The sequence below is a fragment of the Brevundimonas sp. AVps7 genome, from assembly GCF_058681545.1.
Genome location: NZ_CM178742.1, coordinates 3,130,930 through 3,147,880, shown reverse-complemented (window position 1 = coordinate 3,147,880; position 16,951 = coordinate 3,130,930). Strand labels below are relative to the sequence as shown.

Here is a 16,951-nt window from a genome sequence, read left to right as displayed (position 1 = left end):
CGGCGCGGCCGTCGGGGAGCCTGCCCATGACCGAGACGACCCTGCCCGATCCGGATCGCGGCCATCTGCTGCGCGTGCTGGGGGTGACCTTCGGCATTGCCGTGGTCGTCGGCGGGGTGATCGGCCAGGGCATCCTGAGGACGCCCGGCGTTGTCGCCTCGGGTGTGCAGAGCCCGGCCTGGATCATTGCCCTGTGGGCCCTGTGCGGTCTGGTCGCCTTCATCGATTCCATGTCGACAGTCGAACTGGCCGCCTCGATCCGCCAGACGGGCGGACCCTACGCCTTCGCGCGACGGGCCTTCGGCTCGCTGACCGGGCTGGCGGTCGGAGTCTGCGACTGGCTGGGCAACATGGGCGGGATCGCCTTCATCGCCGTGGTCTTCGGCGAATACCTTCACCGGCTCGGTGTTCTCACCGCCCTGCCCATCGGCGTGCTGGCGCTGGCGGCTGTCGTCGCCGTGGGCTGCGTTCAGTGGCTGGGCACCAGGGTCGGCGGCCGGTCGCAGGAGATCGGCAGTGCGGTCAAGGCCGCCCTGTTCGCCGTCCTGATCGCGGGACTGTTCTTCGCCCCGCGGGGGATCCCGATCGCGACCGTGGTCGAGCCAGCGACGGCCGTCGCCCTGACCTTCGCCGGGATTGTCATGGCGCTCAGGGCCATCTCCGGCACCTACTACGGCTGGAACGGCGCGGCCTATTTCTGCGAGGAGGTGGTCGATCCGGGCCGCAGCATCGCCAAGGCTACCTTCTCCGGCATCGCCGTGGTGACGGTCATCTATGTCCTGGCGAACCTCGCCTATCTGAACGTCCTGAGCCCGGCCGAGATGGCCGGATCCAACCTCGTCGCGGCGGACGCAGCCGGGCGGGTGTTCGGCGCGGCGGCGGGGCCGGTGGTGACGGCTGTCAGCCTGATCTCGCTGGTGACGATCCTGAACGCCATGATCATGGTCTTCCCGCGCGTCCTGTTCGCCATGGCGCGCGAGTATCAGGTGCCGGGCCTGTCAGGCGTCGCCGCCAACGGCACGCCGCGCCTGGCCCTGATCGCCACGGTCGTGACCGGCGGTTTGCTGGCGACGATCGGCGTCTACGAGACCCTGCTGGTCTTCTCGACCGCGCTTCTGGCCCTGATGAGCGTGCTGGTGAACGCCGCGGCCATCGTCATGCGGGTGCGTGAACCGGGGCTGGAGCGGCCGTGGAAGATGCCCCTCTATCCGCTGCCGGCCCTGATCGCCCTGGCTATCAACGCGGCCCTGTTTGTCGTCTTCGTGGTCGAGGATCCGGTCACGACGGCCAAGGCGTTCGGAGCCCTGGCGGTGCTGATCGTCCTCGCGTGGTTCATTACGCGCCGGAAGCCAGTCGCGTCCTGACGGCCTCGGCGAACAGGCGACCACCGTCGGGCGCTTGCGAAAGATAGAAGTCGGGCTCGACCAGTTCCGCTTCCATCAGGACCCAGTTCGACCCGGTTTCGACCATGTCGATGCGGGCGTAGAGCAGAGGCTCCTCGATCACAGCCAGTACGCGCCCGGCCAGCGCAACGGCGCCGGCGGGCGGTTCGGGGACGTGAGCATAGCCGCCGCCGTACTGGACCTGGACGCGGAAATCGCCGGCCTTCGCGCGCTTCATGACCGCGTGGCTGAATCGTCCGCCGAAGAAGAGCAGCGACAGCTCTCCGTCCGCCACCAGTTCCGGCAGGAAGGGCTGGATCATGGCCGGGCCGTCGGGGGCGTCGGTCAGGGTCTCGCCGCGCGAAATCCTGATCGTCTTCCATGCGCCGCCCGAGACGGTCGGCTTGACGACCAGAGTGTCAGTCCCGAACCGGTCGAAGGCTGCATCGACCTCGGCCTGCGTCACCTGATCAGTCCAGGCCGTCGGCGGAATGGCGATCCCGGCCGCCTCGAGACGCCGCAGATAGGACTTGTCCGAATTCCAGCCCAGCACCGAGGCCGGGTTGGCGATCTTCACGCCCGCCTCGCCCCACAGTTTCGTCGCCGCCAGCCAGTCGGAGTGGCGCTCGTAATAGCCCCAGGTCAGGACCCCCAGCACCAGCGGGTAGTCCATCAGACCCGAGGCGTCCTCGACATGGTCGGTCCAGGCGGTCGGGACGACGGTCACATCGGCCATGGCCAGGGCTTTCGACAGACGCTCCAGCACGACGGGCCAGTGGCTCTTGTAGGCCGGATCGTCGGCGGCGGGCGTCAGGATGGCGATCTGGGTCATGGGGCCTCCGCCCGGCCTTGCGGGCCGGATCATATAAGGATGTCCTTATATGATTTTGCGACGAGGGGTAAAGCGGGGCTGGCGCAGGGTGTCCTCGCCCGCTATGGGGCGCGCCATGACCCAGAACACCGCCCAATACGACGTCTGCGCCGTCGGCAACGCCATCGTCGACGTGCTGTCGCCCTGCGATGACGCCTTCCTGATCGCCCAGTCCCTGACGCCCGGCTCGATGCAGCTGGTTGACGAGACCCAGAGCGCGGCCCTCTACGACGCGATGGCGGCGGGCGTGGAGGCCTCGGGCGGCTCGGCCGGCAATACGGTCGCGGGAGTCGGCTCGTTCGGCGGCCGTGCGGCCTATGTCGGCAAGGTCGCGCCGGACACCCTGGGCGAGGTCTTCAGCCACGACATCCGCGCCTCGGGCGTGCATTTCGACACCCCCGTTCTGGAAGGCGGCGCCGGCACCGGCCGCTGCCTGATCAACGTCACGCCTGACGGCCAGCGCACCATGTGCACCTTCCTGGGCGCGGCGAACCAGCTGGGGGTCGAGGACATCGACGCCGAGCTGATCGGATCCAGCGCCATCGTCTATCTGGAAGGCTATCTGTTCGACCCGGCCCCGGCCCGCGCCGCCTTCGAGGCCGCCGCCGCCGCCGCGCACAAGGCGGGCCGCAAGGTCGCCATCACCCTGTCGGACACCTTCGTCGTCGCCCGCTGGCGCGCCGAACTGCTGGCCTTCATCGAGGCCTCGGCCGACATCGTCCTGGCCAACGAAGGCGAACTGGCCGCCCTGTTCGAGACCGAAGACTTCGACGCCGCCGCCTCGCAACTGGCCTCGATGGTCGAGATCGCCGCCGTCACGCGCGGCGCCGAGGGCTCCGTCATCATTTCGGGCGACGAGCGGGTCCCGGTCGCCGCCTATCCGGTCGCCAGGGTCCAGGACACCACGGGCGCCGGCGACCAGTACGCCGCCGGCTTCCTGCTGGGCGTCGCGCGCGGCCTGACGCTGGAACAGTCGGGCAAGCTGGGTTCGCTTGCGGCCTCTGAAGTCATCGCCCACTGGGGTCCGCGTCCGATGGTCAAGCTGGCCGATCTGGCCGCCGAGAACGGCCTGACGCTGACGGCCTAGTTTCCGGAAGCGGAGTCCCCGGCCTCGTGGCCCTTGCGCCACGCGCGCAGGGCCTCGGCGTCGACCAGATCTGTGACGGGAATGGTGGCGTCGATCGACAGGCCCGACGACACCTGCCGGCCATAGGTGACGAACCACTCGCCCTCGCGGCCCGACAGGGCGTCGAGGAAGGGGATCGGCCCGCAGCTGGTGAAGGTCGTGTGGCGGATACCGATCCGCTCCACCGGCAGGTCGCCCTTGAGCGCCAGCGACGGCGCGAGAGTGGCGCTGAAGCCGTCGCCCGCGCCCAGTTCGATCTGCTCGAAGGCGCTCGCCTCGGACAGGAAGACGACGTCGGAGCGGGTCCACAGCTCGGCCTGATGATTCCTGACGCGTTCGGCGACGACCTCGTCCGGAGCCGGCGGAGCCATGACGCAGGCCAGGGCGGGCGTCGATACGAAAACCAGCACGGCGGCTGAAACCCAGGCGGACAGGCGTTTTGCGGTCATGTCGATCCTCCGCCCGAAGGCTAGGGGTTTGGCGCTAGCGCTTCAATGTGACGTAAATCGCGCCGTCGCCGCCGTGCCGCCGGTGGGCCATGGCGAAGCCGGAGACCACGCCGCGCAGGGCATGGCCCTGCAGCCATTCGTGGATCGAGGCGCGGATGATCCCGCCGCCGCGCCGACCTTGCCCCGTCACGACGAGAACGGCCCGCAGCCCCCGGGCCTGCGACTGGGCCAGGAAGGCGCGCAGCTGGTCCTCCGCCTCGAACCGGCCGAAGCCGTGCAGGTCGATGGAGGCCTCGATCGGATCGCGTTCGCGCGAGAGCCTGCGCTGGCGGCGAGGCTCGAGCTCCTCGGGCGCGGACCGGGGCGCCGGCGCAGGCGCGGCCTTTGGCGCGACGGTAGCAGCGGCGCGGATCTTCGTCGAGGTCTTCGGCTTGCCGATGACCTGCGGTCGGGGCGCCTTGATCGTCTCGGGCTTCAGCGGCTCGTCGGGGAGGATGGCGCCGGGGGTCACGCGCGCAGCCTTGCGGGTCCTCGGCGGGGTCACGGAGCCGGAGACGCGAGCCCAGATGCGGCGGTCCTCGGTCGTCAGGTCGGGAGGCGGTCGCCGCGCCACGGGGTCAGGCGTCTCCGCCGTCGGCGTCAGCTTCCGGCGGGCCGGGCTCATAGACCAGCAGGTCGCCCGGCTGGCAGTCCAGTTCGCGGCACAGGGCGTAGAGGGTCGAGAACCGCACCGCCCGCGCCTTGCCGGTCTTCAGGATCGACAGATTGGCCAGGGTCACCCCGACGCGATCGGCCAGCTCGGTCAGCGACATGCGTCGTTCGACCAGCATTTTGTCCAGTTGAACCCGTATCGCCATCTAGATCGTAAGCTCTGACTCTCGACGCAGACGGGCGCCTTCCTTGAACACCTCGGCCAGGACGAAGACGACCAGGACCGAGAAGACGGGGGTCAATAGCTCGCCGACGCCCTGGGAATCCATCACTCCGGGCGCCAGACGCGCGGCGACCAGTCCCTGGACCAGCCAGACGCCGCCGGTGACGATGGCAAGGATCAGGCCGATCTGGCGCAGACGGCGCACATTCTCGGGCCGGAACGGGTCGCCCACGGTCAGGGTTCGGAAGATCATCCGCAGGTTTCTGAGGATCAGCAGGAAGCCGCCGAAATAGGCGGTCAGGGCCCCCACGCCGAACAGCAGCAGGGGCCGGGTCAGCGGCTGTTGCCGGCCGCCGCTCTCATTAGCGACGGTGATGTTCAGATTGGCCAGCGGAATGAAGATCGAGGCGAGGAAGACCAGGAGCAGCACCGCAGTGATGATCATCAGCAGCACATAGGCCACATCCAGCGCGATCTTCAGCAGGCTGGAAACAGAGCCGGGTCCCAAGGTCTTGAACGGCGCGCGGATGCCTCTGGGCATCTTCGGCAGGCGCAGCTCAGGCCGGGTGAGGGACATCGACAGCTCGGGAAAGAATCTGGACCGGAAGTCTGGACCGCGAGGACCGCGCGGGGTTCGGGGGGAACCCCTACGCGGTCTTATACATCGCGATCTTCTTCAACGGCGTCAAAAGCCTCTTCGTTCTTGGTTGCCGTCGTTCGGCTCGGGAGCCTCACCGGATCGGCAACCAGGGGATTGAGAGAGCCCGGACTTTCGTCGCGAGCGGTAGCGACACCTGTATTAGAAGGCCTGCACCAGGATGGCGACCAGGGCGGTCGGCAGGGCGGCGAGCAGGGCGGCGTTGATCAGCAGCGCGCCGACCTTGTCCATCATCAGCGAGGCGTTCATCGTGTTCATCGTTCTGTCCTTCGATCCTGAGGCGGGTCATTAATGCCCGCTTCTGTCTGCCACGGGGTTCGGATTTGCCCTTCTGGGTGTTTCCGGGGAACGTTGTGGCCGCCGTTCTTGAGATCATAGATAGGCCGTGCGTACCCACTAGTCACGTTACATATCGTTTAACGATATTAAACTTAGGCAATGAAATGTTTCACGGGCGTGATCGCGGATGAAGTTGAAGCTTATCAAGGGGATGCGGCTCGTGGCCGCGACTCACAACGCCGGCAAGGCGCGTGAAATCGATGCGCTTCTGGACGGACATTACACGGTGGTCACCGCAGGGGAGTTGAATCTGCCCGAACCGGCCGAGATTGAAGCCAGCTTTGTCGGCAACGCCATGTTGAAGGCGCGTCATGCGGCGCAGTTCTCGGGCGAAGTCAGCCTGGCCGACGATTCCGGACTGTCGGTCGCGGCGCTCGACGGTGCGCCCGGAATCTTCTCCGCGCGCTGGGGCGGACCCCAGCGGGACTTCGACGCCGCGATGCGAAAGATCGAGACGCGGCTGGAGGAGCTGGGGGCGACGGACCGGTCGGCCTGGTTCACCTCGGCCCTGGCCGTGGCCTGGCCGGACGGGCCCTGCGTGGTGGTCGAGGGGCGGGTGGACGGCGTCGTCACCTTCCCGCCTCGCGGGACCAACGGCTTCGGCTACGACCCCCTGTTCATTCCGCAGGGCCACGATCTGACCTTCGGCGAGATGACGCCGGAGCTGAAGGACAGCCTCAGCCACCGCACCCGCGCCTTCGCCATGCTGAAGGCGGCCCTGATTGACTGACACCCCCGGCGCCGCTGCGCCGAATCCACAGAGTGGCGACGCGGTCGCCCTTTATGTCCACTGGCCCTATTGCGCCCGCATCTGCCCCTATTGCGACTTCAACGTCGTGCGCGACCGGGGCTGGCGCGAGGAGCAGGCGGTCCTGGTCGAGGCCATCCTGTGCGACCTCGAAGCCCAGGCGGCGCTGATCGGCGCACGCCCGCTGGTCTCCATCTTCTTCGGCGGGGGCACCCCGTCGCTGATGCAGGCCGGGGACGTGGCGCTGATCATTGCCCGGGCGCGGGCCCTGTTCCCCGGCGGCGAGATCGAGATCACGCTCGAGGCCAACCCCACCGACGCGGAAGCCGCTCATTTCGCCGCCTTGAGGGAGGCGGGCGTCAACCGGCTGTCGCTGGGGGTCCAGTCGCTGGACGATGAGCAGCTGAAATTCCTCGGCCGCAACCATTCGGCGGACGAGGCGCGCCGGGCCATCGCCGTAGCGGCGACGGTCTTCGACCGGCTGTCGATCGACCTGATCTACGCCCTGCCCGGCCAGACCCTCGCCGGCTGGACCGCCGCCATGAACGAGGCGCTCGACATGGGGTTCGAGCACGTCTCGCCCTATCAACTGACCATAGCGGAAGGCACGGCCTTCGCCCGCGCGACCGAGCGGGGATCGCTGGTTCCGCCCGACGAGGACACGGCCGCCGACCTGTATGAGGCCACCCGGGCGGTGCTCGGGGCCGCCGGGTTCGAGGCCTATGAGGTCTCCAACCACGCCCGGGATGTCGCCGCCCGCTCTGCTCATAACCTGCATGTCTGGCGCGGCGGCGACTATGTCGGCATCGGCCCCGGCGCGCATGGGCGTCTGACGCTGGATGGAACCCGCACGGCCACGGTCGCTCATCGCCGCATCGCCGACTATGTCGAGGGCGTCGCCGCCGGAACGCCCTGGTCGGAGCATGAGACGCTCGACCCCCGCGCCGCCGCCGAGGAGCGATTGCTGCTGGGCCTGCGCACGGTGGAGGGGGTCGCCCTGACCGATCTGGCGGCGCTGGATCTGACCGCCCGCGTGGATGGTCTGGTCGAGGACGGCTTTCTGGCGGTGGCTGACGGCCGGGTCGCGGCGACCCCGACCGGCCGGCCGGTGCTCGACTCCCTGCTCAAGGCTCTGCTGACCTGAGCCCCGGTCTGTGGCACGGAGGGGCGATGAGCGAACCCGGCCCCTTTCCCCCGACCGCCCCGCCGCCCCGGCCCGTGTCGCCGGGCCTGTATCTGGTCGCGACGCCGATCGGGAACCTGCGCGACATGACCCTGCGGGCGCTCGACGTCCTCGCCGCCGCCGATCTGGTCCTGGCGGAGGACACGCGGGTGACGGCCAAGCTGCTGGGCGCCTACGGGTTGAAGGCGAAGCTCGAACGTTGCGACGACCATGCCTCGGCGCGCGCCGCTGAAATCGCCATCGAGCGGGTGCGCGAGGGCCAGGTCGTGGCCCTGGTCTCGGACGCCGGCACGCCGGTGATCTCCGACCCCGGCTTCGTCGTCGCCCGCGCCTTCATCGCCGCCGACCTGCCCGTCCATCCGATCCCGGGCGCCTCCAGCCTGCTCGCCGCCCTTTGCATCGCGGGCCAGCCGTCCGACCGTTTCCTGTTCGCCGGCTTCCTGCCGCCAAAGTCCGCGGCGCGGAAGACGGCGCTGGCCGAGGTCAGGGCGGCGCGTCAGACCCTGGTCTTCTTCGAGAGCGGCCCGCGCCTGTCCGCCAGCCTCGCCGACATGGCCGAGGTGCTGGGTCCTCGCCCCGCCGCCGTCACCCGCGAACTGACCAAACTCTATGAGGAGGCGGTCCGGGGAACGCTGGCCGAACTCGCCGTCGACCCGCGCTGCGACAGTCCCAAGGGCGAGATCGTCATCGTCATCGGTCCGGGAGACGTCGAGACCGCCAGCGCCGCCGACGTCGATGCGGCCCTGACCGAGGCCCTCGCCCGCCTGCCGACAGGCGAGGCGGCGTCAGAGGTGGCCGAGACGTTCGACCTGCCGAGGAAGGCTCTCTACCGCCGCGCGCTGGAGCTTCAGGGCAAGGGATGAAACCGCCCAGGGTCCGCGCCGCGCTGCCGGTCCAGCGCAAGGCCGCCTGGCGTCAGGCGCTGGGCGGGCGGGCGTTCCGCGAGGGCCACGGCGCCGAATGGGTCGCCGCCGCCTTCCTGATGCTCAAGGGCTATCAGGTTCTCGGCTTCCGGTTGAAGACGCGAGGGGTCGAGATCGACATCCTCGCGCGACAGGGCAGGACGATCGTCGTCGTCGAGGTCAAACGCCGCGCCACCATTGAGGCCGCGCTGAATGCTGTTGATAATCAACAACTGGTACGGCTGCGCGCAGCGGGCGCGGCACTGTTGCGCCAAAGACCCAGCTTGGCCGGTCTTGCGTTGCGAATCGATACCGTAGCGCTGGCCCCCGGGCGAATTCCGCGCCATCGTCGCAATCTCTAGTTTTCACCGGGGGGTGAAAACAGGTCGTCGGGGGACGGACCGTGACGCGCGAAGAGGCGGAAGTCGCACTGGAAGAGGCCGGCCAGGCCGACGACGACGCGTTTCCGTTGCTCGATACGGCCATCGCCTGCGCCCTGCATGACTATCCGTTCCGGGACCCCTCGCCCGCCCGGGTCCTCTCCGATGCCGCCGCCCAGCGACTGGCCGAGCGTATCGGCGGCGAGAGCCCCGACGACGCCCTGGCCGAGACCATGGCCGCCGACCTGCGGCTGAACGGCGACCTGCTGCGCTATTCCGACCCGGCCAACACAGACGTGCTGGATGTCGCCGAGCGAAGGCGCGGCCTGTCGGCGGCCCTGGCCGTCTTCTATCTCGACGCGGCCCGCCGGGCGGGGATCAAGGCCCAGGGCGTCGACTTCCCCAACCACTTCCTGCTGCGGGTCGAGACCCCTGCCGGTCCGGTCGCGCTGGATCCGTTCAGCCACGGTCGGGTCGTCATGCCCTCGGAACTGACGCGTCGAGCCCTGCGCGCCGGCCTGACGCCGCACGTCGCCGACCGGCTGGACGTGCTGATGGCGCCCGTCAGCGACCGCGAATGCCTGATCCGGCTGCAGAACGTCCTGTTCAGCCGCGCCATCAAGGCCGAGGACTATCTGTGCGCCGAACGCTCGGCCGTGCGCCGTGCCCTGCTCGATCCGGAGGATCACCGGCCGTGGCTCGACGTCGCCGCCGCCCGCGAGAAACAGGGCGCCCTGACCGGCGCGCTGGAGGCCCTGCGTCGCGCCCGCGCCGTCGCCGGCCAGGACGACCAGATGCACCAGATGGCGTCCGACCGGCTGAGGATGCGGTTGAACTAAAGTTTCTGCTTGGAACCGCCGCGCTTCGCACTACTTGAGGCCAAGGCGCGAACGCGCTCAAGCAGCGAGCCGCCGTGCGGCGAGCGATAGCGCACCAAGGAAGTCCTTCATGCTCAAAGTCGCCATCCAGATGGACCCCATCGAGGCGGTCAACATCGCCTCGGACACGACCTTCTTCCTGGCCATGGAGGCGCAGCAGCGCGGCCATCCGCTGTGGGTTTATGACTTCCGCACCCTGGCGCTGGAGGACGGAAGCCTGACCTGCCGCGCCCGGCCGGTGGTGATCCGCCACGTCCACGGCGACCACGTCACCATCGGCGACGAGGTCAAACTCGATCTCGGCCGTGACGTCGACGTCATCCTCATGCGTCAGGATCCGCCCTTCGACATGGCCTATGTCACGGCGACCTATCTGCTGGAGACGGTCCATCCGCGCACCCTGGTCGTCAACGACCCGGCCGAGGTTCGCTCCGCGCCCGAGAAACTGTTCGCGACCCGGTTCGAGGGTGTCCAGCCGCCGACCCTGATCTCTTCCGACCCCGTCGCCCTGGTCGATTTCCATGAGCGTCACGGCGACGTGGTGCTCAAGCCCCTGCATGGCGCGGCGGGCTCCGGCGTCGTCCGCCTCAAGGCTGGCGATCCGAATCTCGAAGCCCTGATCGAGATCCACATGGCGGGCTCGCGCGATCCGCTGGTGATCCAGAAGTTCATTCCGGCGGTCTCCAAAGGCGACAAGCGGATCATCCTGATCGACGGCGAGCCGGTCGGCGCCATCAACCGCGTCCCGGCCGAGGGTCAGGTGCGGTCGAACCTGCGCGTCGGCGGCACAGCCGCGCCGGTCGAGCTGACGGCCCGCGATCTGGAAATCTGCGCCATCATCGGACCGGAGCTCAAGGCGCGCGGCCTGCTGTTCGTCGGCATCGACGTGATCGGCGACTATCTGACCGAGATCAACGTCACCTCCCCGACCGGCGCGGTTCAGCTCAAGGAATTCACCGGCATCGATGCGGCGGCGATCCTCTGGGACGTGATCGAGGCGAAACACGTCCCGAGTGCATGACGGCGCGCTTGCAATCTGAATGAGTTCATGGTTCGTTCTCTCGCGCTCACGTAGCGCGGCGAGGAGAGGGTCATGCTGGCCAGTATCGCGACGGTGGCGTTCGAGGGGGTCGACGCGCGGCGGGTCACCGTCGAGGTCCAGCTGGTCGGCCGGGACGGCGAGACCATCTTCTCCATCGTCGGACTGCCCGACAAGGCCGTGGCCGAGAGCCGCGAGCGGGTGCGGGGCGCCTTCGCCGGCATCGGCCTGGCGCTCCCGGCCAAGCGGATCATCGCCAACCTGGCGCCCGCCGACCTGCCCAAGGAGGGCAGCCATTTCGACCTGCCCATAGCGCTCGCCCTTCTGGCCTCGCTCGGGGTGATCCAGCCGGACGCGCTGGAGGGGTGGGCGGCGCTGGGCGAGCTGGGGCTGGACGGGCGGATCCAGCCGGTGGGCGGAACGCTTCCGGCGGCCGTCGCCGCCGCCTCTATGGGCCTGGGTCTGATCTGTCCCGAGGCGAATGGACCCGAGGCGGCCTGGGCCGGCGACGTGCGCATCCTGGCGCCCCGGTCGCTGATCGGGCTGATCAATCATTTCAAGGGCACGACGATCCTGCGCGCGCCGGACCCGGGGCCGGTCCGGTCGGGCGCCGTCGTGCCCGACCTGCGCGAGGTCAAGGGACAGGAGAGCGCCAAGCGGGCGCTGGAGGTGGCGGCCGCCGGGGGACACAATATCCTCATGTCAACGACGTGGAGACCCCAGTTCACGTGCACGGCTGTAAGCCGAACCCATGCCCGACGCCCAGCACCCCTAGTTGGATTAAGGGTGCCCGATCCCCTCACCACGGCACAACACCCCCCAGAGGGGGCTCTGGCACTACGACAGCTTATATATATCCCCGTTCGGATAGGTGACCCTGAAAGCAGAGCCCTGGGATAGAAGCGCATCGTGGGCCGACGTCCGCGAACTCGATCAATCGCGCCTGACGAACGTCCGCTTTTCGGCCGCTCCTCAATGACCGCTTCCGACCCATAGCGGACCTACTGTCGGCGGAGCCACCGGTATAAGAAGCCGCGCACCAAAGCCGGAAGTGCAAAGCTAAGCCCGCCTATGGTCGCGCCGATGAGAACGATCAATCCGGCGACCGAAATGTCGCTCAACGCCGTCGCAACTTCGAAATCTCTAAGAACAGCAAACCCCATAGGGATCGGCATCAAGACGAGAATGAGGGTGAAGCCTCGTTTGAAGGCAGGCCACCATTCTTCGGGCAAGGGTATCAGGTCCGCCATGCAGACATCCATTATGAGGCGGCTTGATCGTATCGGACAGGTTGTCCGCTTCCCACCCATAGCAGACGATCAATATGTCTGTTTTCTGGTTCGATAGCGTCGGTCCTCGACCAAGGCGCGGACCTCCGCGATGGCGAGAAATGCCCTGCGCTTGATCAGCAGGCGGCCCATCACCCCTAGAGGCCGCCTAGAGCGCCGCTGAGGCCCCTCAAAGCCCGCTTTGGTATCGCCACGCCATAGAACAGACTTTCGCCTGTAGACCCCCTCCAACGTCAAATAAACAGTATCGCCTGTTCTGACGGAATTTGAGCGGGGGACGTGGACGCCGATCCCTACGAGCGAAGCGAGTAGGTCGAGCGTAGCGAGACCTACGGGTGATCTAAGGTTTAACCGCCGGTCACCATGAGGATTACCTCTGAGGGGACTACGACCGGGTAACCCTGATATTAGAACCCGAGGATAACCTTTGGTCAAGATATAGCGCAGACCGCCACAAGTTCAAGACTTGCCGGTTTATTGATCCGAGGCGTGGCGCTGCTGCAACCCTGCTCAACCTACGGCGAAAAAAGCAGGGTGCTCCGAGGGTAAGGGAAAAAGGGACGGTGCTTCAAGGATGTGCCCTAATAGGCCGACGCCCTCTCAGCCGAACGGATTGCCGTAGCTGACGACCGTCTCGCCGCCGTGCCGCCAGTAGAAGACCATCTCCTCCACGCGGTGGTCGATGATGACCCGAGAGAACGTCTCCCGCGCCGCCGCGTTGGCCTCGCTCCGATCCTCCCCGCCCATGGCGTCCAGCGCGCTCCCGAGGCGCGAGATGCGGGCATCAACAAGCCGCGACCCGGTGGTGGCGAGGGTGTCCAGCAGGGACCGGCGGGTGTCCTCAAGGGCCTGCTGCTGCTGATAGAGGACGGCCTCCCGCTCCCGCTCCACGGGGAGGAGACCACGCCGCTGCCGTCGCGCCTGTCCAATCTCCTCGCGCTCCTCGACCACCGTCGCGATCAACCGCTCCGTCTGGGCCAACTCCTCCCGTGCCGCCTTCTCCCCGGCGTTGGCGGAGGGCGGGTTATCCAGCAGGCCGACCAGCTCTCGCAGGAGCGCCGCCTCCACGGTCACAACCGCCACGGACTTGTAGACGCACCCCGCGCCCCGCTTCGCCCTGGCACAAGCGAGGAAGGCCCGCCCGCCTCCCGTGCCCTTCCAGACGCGGGTCATCGCCCCGTCGCAGACTGGGCAGTGGGCGATACCGGCTAGGACGTGGCGGACAGGTTGCCCAGCATGACGGCCCCGGCCCGAGGTGCCTGCCGCCCCCCGCCCTCCGACCACCGCCCGTGCCCGGTGCCACATCTCCGCATCGACCACGGCAGGGTAGTAGCCCCGGACCACGTCCCCGATGGGTCGCCGCTTCGCCCCGCCACCGTCCAGCCGCTCTGTCACATGGAGCGTCAGGTCACCGACGACCGCCGGGCTGTCCACGATCTTGCGGACATACGTGCGATGCCAGCCCTTCCCCCGCCCCCACGTCGGAACGCCCTCGCCGGTCAGGTCCGCCGCGATCCGATGCTGCCCCTTCCCGGCGATGGTCTCGGCGAAGATGCGACGCACGACAGCGGCCCGCTCCGCTCGCACGTTGAACCCCTCGCCGCTGGCGTCCGCCTCAAGCCATGCCGGGCAGGTCACCGTCATCCGCTTCCCGGTGGTCGCCGCCGCCTGCCGCTTATTCGCCCACGCCGCGCGGAGACGCTTCGCCTTGGTTTCGCTCTCCTCGTTCGCTCGCATCAACACCAAGAGGCTGGCGATCAGGTCGATGGGGTTGGCGTTAACGGACTCCTCCGAATACTCCCGCCGGTCACCCAAGGTCACCACCCGGACCCCCGCCAGCAGCAGGGACGTCATGACGTTCTGAGCCGACAAGATGCGATCACGCGAAAGGCGGTCCAGACTCTCCACAATCAGAACGCTCCCCTTCGGCACGTCTCCCGCGTTGACTGCCTTGAGGAAGGAGCCGAGCGCCGTGTCGTCCCGCGTGTTCGCCCCCCGGAACCCGCTGACCCCCTCGTCTGCAAGTTCCTCATCCAGCGTCAGACCGCGCTCCTCCGCCCACGACCTCGCCGCCTCGACCTGCCGCCTCTTGCTGTCCCCGAGCGCCTGATCCGGCGTGGAGAAGCGGAGGTAGGAATACGCCTTGGGAGCGGGCGAGGCGGTGGTTGGCATGGCATCATCTCCTAACCGGCCACATGCCGGTTTTGGGTCTCTACGTCTACAATAGGCTGTTCGTCGGCCCGCCGGGCTCCGGCAAGTCGATGATGGCCCAGCGGTTGCCGGGCCTGTTGCCGCCGCTGACGCCCCAGGAACTGCTGGAGACCTCCATGGTCTGGTCGGTGGCCGGGCTGATCGAGCGGGGCGCCCTGACGCGCGACCGGCCATTCCGGTCGCCCCACCATTCCGCCTCCATGGCCGCCCTGACCGGCGGCGGCCTGCGCGCCAAACCGGGCGAGGCGTCCCTGGCCCACAACGGCGTCCTGTTCCTCGACGAACTGCCGGAATACTCCGCCCAGGCGCTGGACAGTCTGCGGGCGCCGCTGGAGACGGGCGAGATCGTGGTGGCCCGGGCCAACGCTCACGTCAGATACCCGGCCCGGTTCCAGCTGGTGGCGGCGATGAACCCCTGCCGTTGCGGCATGGGCGGCGCAGGCAAGGGGGCGTGCGGCAAGGCCCCGCGCTGCCAGCGCGACTATCAGAACCGCATCTCCGGTCCGATGTTCGACCGCATCGACCTGACGGTGGAGACCCCGCCCGTGACCGCCGCCGACATGGCCCTGCCGAGCCCGGCCGAGGGCACGGTCGAGGCCGCCGCCCGCGTCGTCGTCGCCCGCGCCATGCAGGATGAGCGGGTGCGGGACGCGGGGCTCGATCCGCTACAGGCCCTCAACGCCCGCTCGTCCGGCGACGTGCTGGAACGGTTCGCGACGCCGGACGAGGCGGGGCGGGCCCTGCTGATGCGGGCCGGGGAGGCGGGCGGCCTGACCGCGCGCGGCTGGACCCGGACGCTTCGTCTCGCCCGAACCATCGCCGATCTTGAGGGCTCGACCGGGGTCCTGCGCCGTCACATCGCCGAGGCCCTGATCTATCGCCGCACCACCGTCGGAGCCCAGGAGCAGTTCGACCGCCAGCAGGACACTCGGGCCAGCCTGCCGGCGTGGTGAAAGGTTAACACCTGTTCCGGCACACTGCCCCTCGACCTTGGATCAGGGCGACGGCGGGCATGACGCGACGGACGAAGACGACGGCGGACAGCGAGACCGGACAGGCCGTCCGTGCGGGCGGGGCCGATCCCTTTCTGCGCCTGATGAGCCACGAGATGCGCACGCCCCTGAACGGCGTGATCGGCATGCTCGGTCTGCTGACCCGCACGCGTCTGGACGGCGCCCAGCGGTCCTATGCCGAGGCCGCGCGCGAATCCGCCGAACACCTGCTCGGCCTCGTCAACGACCTCCTCGACTATGCCCGCCTGGAAGCCGGCAAGCTGGAGATCGATCCGGCGCCGGTCGAACTCGAGGGTCTTGTGCGCGGCGTCGCCGAACTGCTGAGCCCGCGCGCCCACGACAAGGGTCTGGAGATCGTCTGGTCGGTCTCGGCCGATGCGCCGGACGTCCTCGCCGACGAGGGCCGGCTGCGCCAGGTCCTGTTCAATCTTGCAGGCAACGCCGTGAAGTTCACCGACACGGGCGGGGTCCGCATCGCCGTCGACCGGGCCGGCGGCCCCGACGAACGACCGCTGCTCGCCTTCGTCATCGACGACACGGGCCCCGGCGTCCCGTTCGAGGCGCGCGCCCGCATCTTTGAGGAGTTCGGTCACGTCGACGCCTCCGACGCCACCCGCTACGGCGGCGCGGGGCTCGGCCTCGCGGTGGTGCAGAAACTGGCTGCGGCCATGAACGGGACCGTCCGGGTCGAGGACCGTCCCGGCCCGAAGGGCGCATGCGGCTCCCGCTTCGTTTTCCAGGCCGCGTTCGACGCGGCGCCCGACGCCGCGCCGAGGGCCCGTCCCCTGACCGATCGGGCCTTCGCCGTGCGCAGCCCAGACCCGTTCGTCCGCGACGCGGCCGAGGCCCAGATCACCGCGTCCGGCGGCTCGTTGTGGCCCGTCGGCGGCCTCGCCTGCGTCACCCTGGTCGATCATGCCGGGGCCGCGGCGGCCGGTCTGCCGCTGGCCCCCCTGCCAGAGGGCGGGCGCAGCATCGTCCTGCTGAAGCCGTCCGAGCGTGACCTGATCGCCCCCTACAAGTCGGCCGGCTTCCACGGCTATCTGATCAAGCCGTTGCGCCGCGCCTCGCTCGTCGAACGGGTCCTGGCCGCGGCGACCGCCGGCGAGACCCCGGGCGTGCCGCGCGGCCTGCCGCCCGAGGACGACCGGGTCCTCCCCGTCCGCTTCGCTGGAACCCGCGTCCTGCTGGTCGAGGACAATCCGGTCGGCGCCTTGCTGGCCCGGACCCTGCTGCGCCGGGAGGGCTGCGTGGTCGAGACCGCCGCCACCGGCGACGAAGCCGTCGCGGCCATGAAGCGGGCCCGCTACGACCTCGTCTTCATGGACATGCGGATGCCCGGCATGGACGGTCCGGCCGCGACGCGCGTCATCCGCGCCGGCGGGGACACCACGCCGATCGTCGCCCTGACCGCCAACGCCTTCGCCGAGGACCGCCAGACCTGCCTCGAGGCCGGCATGAACGACCATCTGGTCAAGCCGCTGGAGCCCGAGGCCCTGCGCGCCGCCCTGGCCCGCTGGACGGCCGGCGACTTCCGCGCCAAGGTCGCCGCCGCATAGGGCGATCCGGCGATCAGATCGGAGACCCTTCGAGACAGAGGCTCCGTTTC

General features: G+C 68.8%; 16 protein-coding genes and 2 pseudogenes. 11 read left to right on the top strand and 7 right to left on the bottom strand.

The features are described 5' to 3' along the window. Positions 1-26 precede the first annotated feature (26 nt). Positions 27-1,364, top strand: coding sequence for an APC family permease (locus tag ACW17Y_RS15665; protein WP_492036597.1), 1,338 nt, complete (start codon positions 27-29; stop codon positions 1,362-1,364). On the opposite strand, the gene ACW17Y_RS15660 is transcribed toward ACW17Y_RS15665, so the two are convergent. Next, the gene (locus tag ACW17Y_RS15660) at positions 1,336-2,214 is read right to left on the bottom strand and encodes an ATP-grasp domain-containing protein (protein ID WP_492036596.1); all 879 of its coding nucleotides are present in this window, start codon (positions 2,212-2,214) and stop codon (positions 1,336-1,338) included. The two genes, ACW17Y_RS15665 and ACW17Y_RS15660, sit on opposite strands and share 29 nt — an antisense overlap. Before the next feature lie 115 nt (positions 2,215-2,329). Between ACW17Y_RS15660 and ACW17Y_RS15655 the strand changes: the two genes are divergently transcribed. Further along, the gene (locus ACW17Y_RS15655) at positions 2,330-3,340 is read left to right on the top strand and encodes an adenosine kinase (protein ID WP_492036595.1); all 1,011 of its coding nucleotides are present in this window, start codon (positions 2,330-2,332) and stop codon (positions 3,338-3,340) included. Here ACW17Y_RS15655 and ACW17Y_RS15650 read toward each other — a convergent pair. Genes ACW17Y_RS15650 through ACW17Y_RS15635 form a run of 4 tightly spaced genes read right to left on the bottom strand, consistent with a single transcriptional unit; the run spans position 3,337 to position 5,279 of the window. Continuing rightward, positions 3,337-3,828: a hypothetical protein gene (locus tag ACW17Y_RS15650; protein WP_492036594.1), complete on the bottom strand. Its 492-nt coding sequence runs from the start codon at positions 3,826-3,828 to the stop codon at positions 3,337-3,339. The genes ACW17Y_RS15655 and ACW17Y_RS15650 overlap by 4 nt on opposite strands. A gap of 34 nt (positions 3,829-3,862) precedes the next feature. Then, the gene (locus tag ACW17Y_RS15645) at positions 3,863-4,441 is read right to left on the bottom strand and encodes a Smr/MutS family protein (RefSeq protein WP_492036593.1); all 579 of its coding nucleotides are present in this window, start codon (positions 4,439-4,441) and stop codon (positions 3,863-3,865) included. Positions 4,442-4,445: 4 nt separating this feature from the next. Continuing rightward, on the bottom strand, positions 4,446-4,685 hold the full coding sequence (locus tag ACW17Y_RS15640; RefSeq protein WP_492036592.1) for a helix-turn-helix domain-containing protein: 240 nt from the start codon (positions 4,683-4,685) through the stop codon (positions 4,446-4,448). Continuing rightward, positions 4,686-5,279: a DUF2975 domain-containing protein gene (locus ACW17Y_RS15635; protein ID WP_492036591.1), complete on the bottom strand. Its 594-nt coding sequence runs from the start codon at positions 5,277-5,279 to the stop codon at positions 4,686-4,688. 547 nt (positions 5,280-5,826) lie between these two features. Between ACW17Y_RS15635 and rdgB the strand changes: the two genes are divergently transcribed. The 7 genes and pseudogenes from rdgB to ACW17Y_RS15600 form a co-directional block, all read left to right on the top strand. Next, on the top strand, positions 5,827-6,429 hold the full coding sequence (rdgB, locus tag ACW17Y_RS15630; protein ID WP_492036590.1) for an RdgB/HAM1 family non-canonical purine NTP pyrophosphatase: 603 nt from the start codon (positions 5,827-5,829) through the stop codon (positions 6,427-6,429). Beyond that, a complete protein-coding gene (gene hemW / locus ACW17Y_RS15625; RefSeq protein WP_492036589.1) occupies positions 6,422-7,591 on the top strand; it encodes a radical SAM family heme chaperone HemW in 1,170 nt (389 codons plus the stop codon). The genes rdgB and hemW overlap by 8 nt, the downstream gene beginning before the upstream one ends. 26 nt (positions 7,592-7,617) lie before the next feature. Continuing rightward, on the top strand, positions 7,618-8,493 hold the full coding sequence (rsmI, locus tag ACW17Y_RS15620) for a 16S rRNA (cytidine(1402)-2'-O)-methyltransferase (RefSeq protein ID WP_492036588.1): 876 nt from the start codon (positions 7,618-7,620) through the stop codon (positions 8,491-8,493). After that, complete coding sequence (locus ACW17Y_RS15615; RefSeq protein ID WP_492036587.1) at positions 8,490-8,894, top strand: YraN family protein; 405 nt, start codon at positions 8,490-8,492, stop codon at positions 8,892-8,894. Before rsmI ends, ACW17Y_RS15615 begins: the two co-directional genes overlap by 4 nt. A gap of 41 nt (positions 8,895-8,935) precedes the next feature. Continuing rightward, the gene (locus ACW17Y_RS15610; RefSeq protein WP_492036586.1) at positions 8,936-9,751 is read left to right on the top strand and encodes a SirB1 family protein; all 816 of its coding nucleotides are present in this window, start codon (positions 8,936-8,938) and stop codon (positions 9,749-9,751) included. Positions 9,752-9,860: 109 nt separating this feature from the next. Beyond that, positions 9,861-10,811, top strand: coding sequence for a glutathione synthase (gene gshB / locus ACW17Y_RS15605; RefSeq protein WP_492036585.1), 951 nt, complete (start codon positions 9,861-9,863; stop codon positions 10,809-10,811). 72 nt (positions 10,812-10,883) lie between these two features. Then, positions 10,884-11,528, top strand: a pseudogene (locus tag ACW17Y_RS15600) (magnesium chelatase domain-containing protein); the annotation flags it as partial. A gap of 302 nt (positions 11,529-11,830) precedes the next feature. Here the strand turns inward: ACW17Y_RS15600 and ACW17Y_RS15595 are convergent. Together ACW17Y_RS15595 and ACW17Y_RS15590 are read right to left on the bottom strand one after the other, a co-directional pair. Next, positions 11,831-12,079: a hypothetical protein gene (locus ACW17Y_RS15595; protein ID WP_492036584.1), complete on the bottom strand. Its 249-nt coding sequence runs from the start codon at positions 12,077-12,079 to the stop codon at positions 11,831-11,833. Positions 12,080-12,718: 639 nt separating this feature from the next. Further along, entirely contained in the window at positions 12,719-14,290 is a 1,572-nt protein-coding gene (locus ACW17Y_RS15590) for a recombinase family protein (RefSeq protein ID WP_492036583.1), read from the bottom strand. 47 nt (positions 14,291-14,337) lie between these two features. Between ACW17Y_RS15590 and ACW17Y_RS15585 the strand changes: the two are divergent. Together ACW17Y_RS15585 and ACW17Y_RS15580 are read left to right on the top strand one after the other, a co-directional pair. After that, a pseudogene (locus tag ACW17Y_RS15585) lies at positions 14,338-15,282 on the top strand (ATP-binding protein); the annotation flags it as partial. 59 nt (positions 15,283-15,341) lie between these two features. Further along, on the top strand, positions 15,342-16,901 hold the full coding sequence (locus ACW17Y_RS15580; protein WP_492036582.1) for a response regulator: 1,560 nt from the start codon (positions 15,342-15,344) through the stop codon (positions 16,899-16,901). The last annotated feature ends 50 nt before the right edge of the window (positions 16,902-16,951 follow it).

Coding starts and splice junctions, on each gene's coding strand:
- ACW17Y_RS15665 (WP_492036597.1), top strand. CDS start 27: ATGACCGAGACGACCCTGCCCGATCCGGATCGCGGCCATCTGCTGCGC.
- ACW17Y_RS15660 (WP_492036596.1), bottom strand. CDS start 2,214: ATGACCCAGATCGCCATCCTGACGCCCGCCGCCGACGATCCGGCCTAC.
- ACW17Y_RS15655 (WP_492036595.1), top strand. CDS start 2,330: ATGACCCAGAACACCGCCCAATACGACGTCTGCGCCGTCGGCAACGCC.
- ACW17Y_RS15650 (WP_492036594.1), bottom strand. CDS start 3,828: ATGACCGCAAAACGCCTGTCCGCCTGGGTTTCAGCCGCCGTGCTGGTT.
- ACW17Y_RS15640 (WP_492036592.1), bottom strand. CDS start 4,685: ATGGCGATACGGGTTCAACTGGACAAAATGCTGGTCGAACGACGCATG.
- ACW17Y_RS15635 (WP_492036591.1), bottom strand. CDS start 5,279: ATGTCCCTCACCCGGCCTGAGCTGCGCCTGCCGAAGATGCCCAGAGGC.
- rdgB (WP_492036590.1), top strand. CDS start 5,827: ATGAAGTTGAAGCTTATCAAGGGGATGCGGCTCGTGGCCGCGACTCAC.
- rsmI (WP_492036588.1), top strand. CDS start 7,618: ATGAGCGAACCCGGCCCCTTTCCCCCGACCGCCCCGCCGCCCCGGCCC.
- ACW17Y_RS15615 (WP_492036587.1), top strand. CDS start 8,490: ATGAAACCGCCCAGGGTCCGCGCCGCGCTGCCGGTCCAGCGCAAGGCC.
- gshB (WP_492036585.1), top strand. CDS start 9,861: ATGCTCAAAGTCGCCATCCAGATGGACCCCATCGAGGCGGTCAACATC.
- ACW17Y_RS15595 (WP_492036584.1), bottom strand. CDS start 12,079: ATGGCGGACCTGATACCCTTGCCCGAAGAATGGTGGCCTGCCTTCAAA.
- ACW17Y_RS15590 (WP_492036583.1), bottom strand. CDS start 14,290: ATGCCAACCACCGCCTCGCCCGCTCCCAAGGCGTATTCCTACCTCCGC.
- ACW17Y_RS15580 (WP_492036582.1), top strand. CDS start 15,342: ATGACGCGACGGACGAAGACGACGGCGGACAGCGAGACCGGACAGGCC.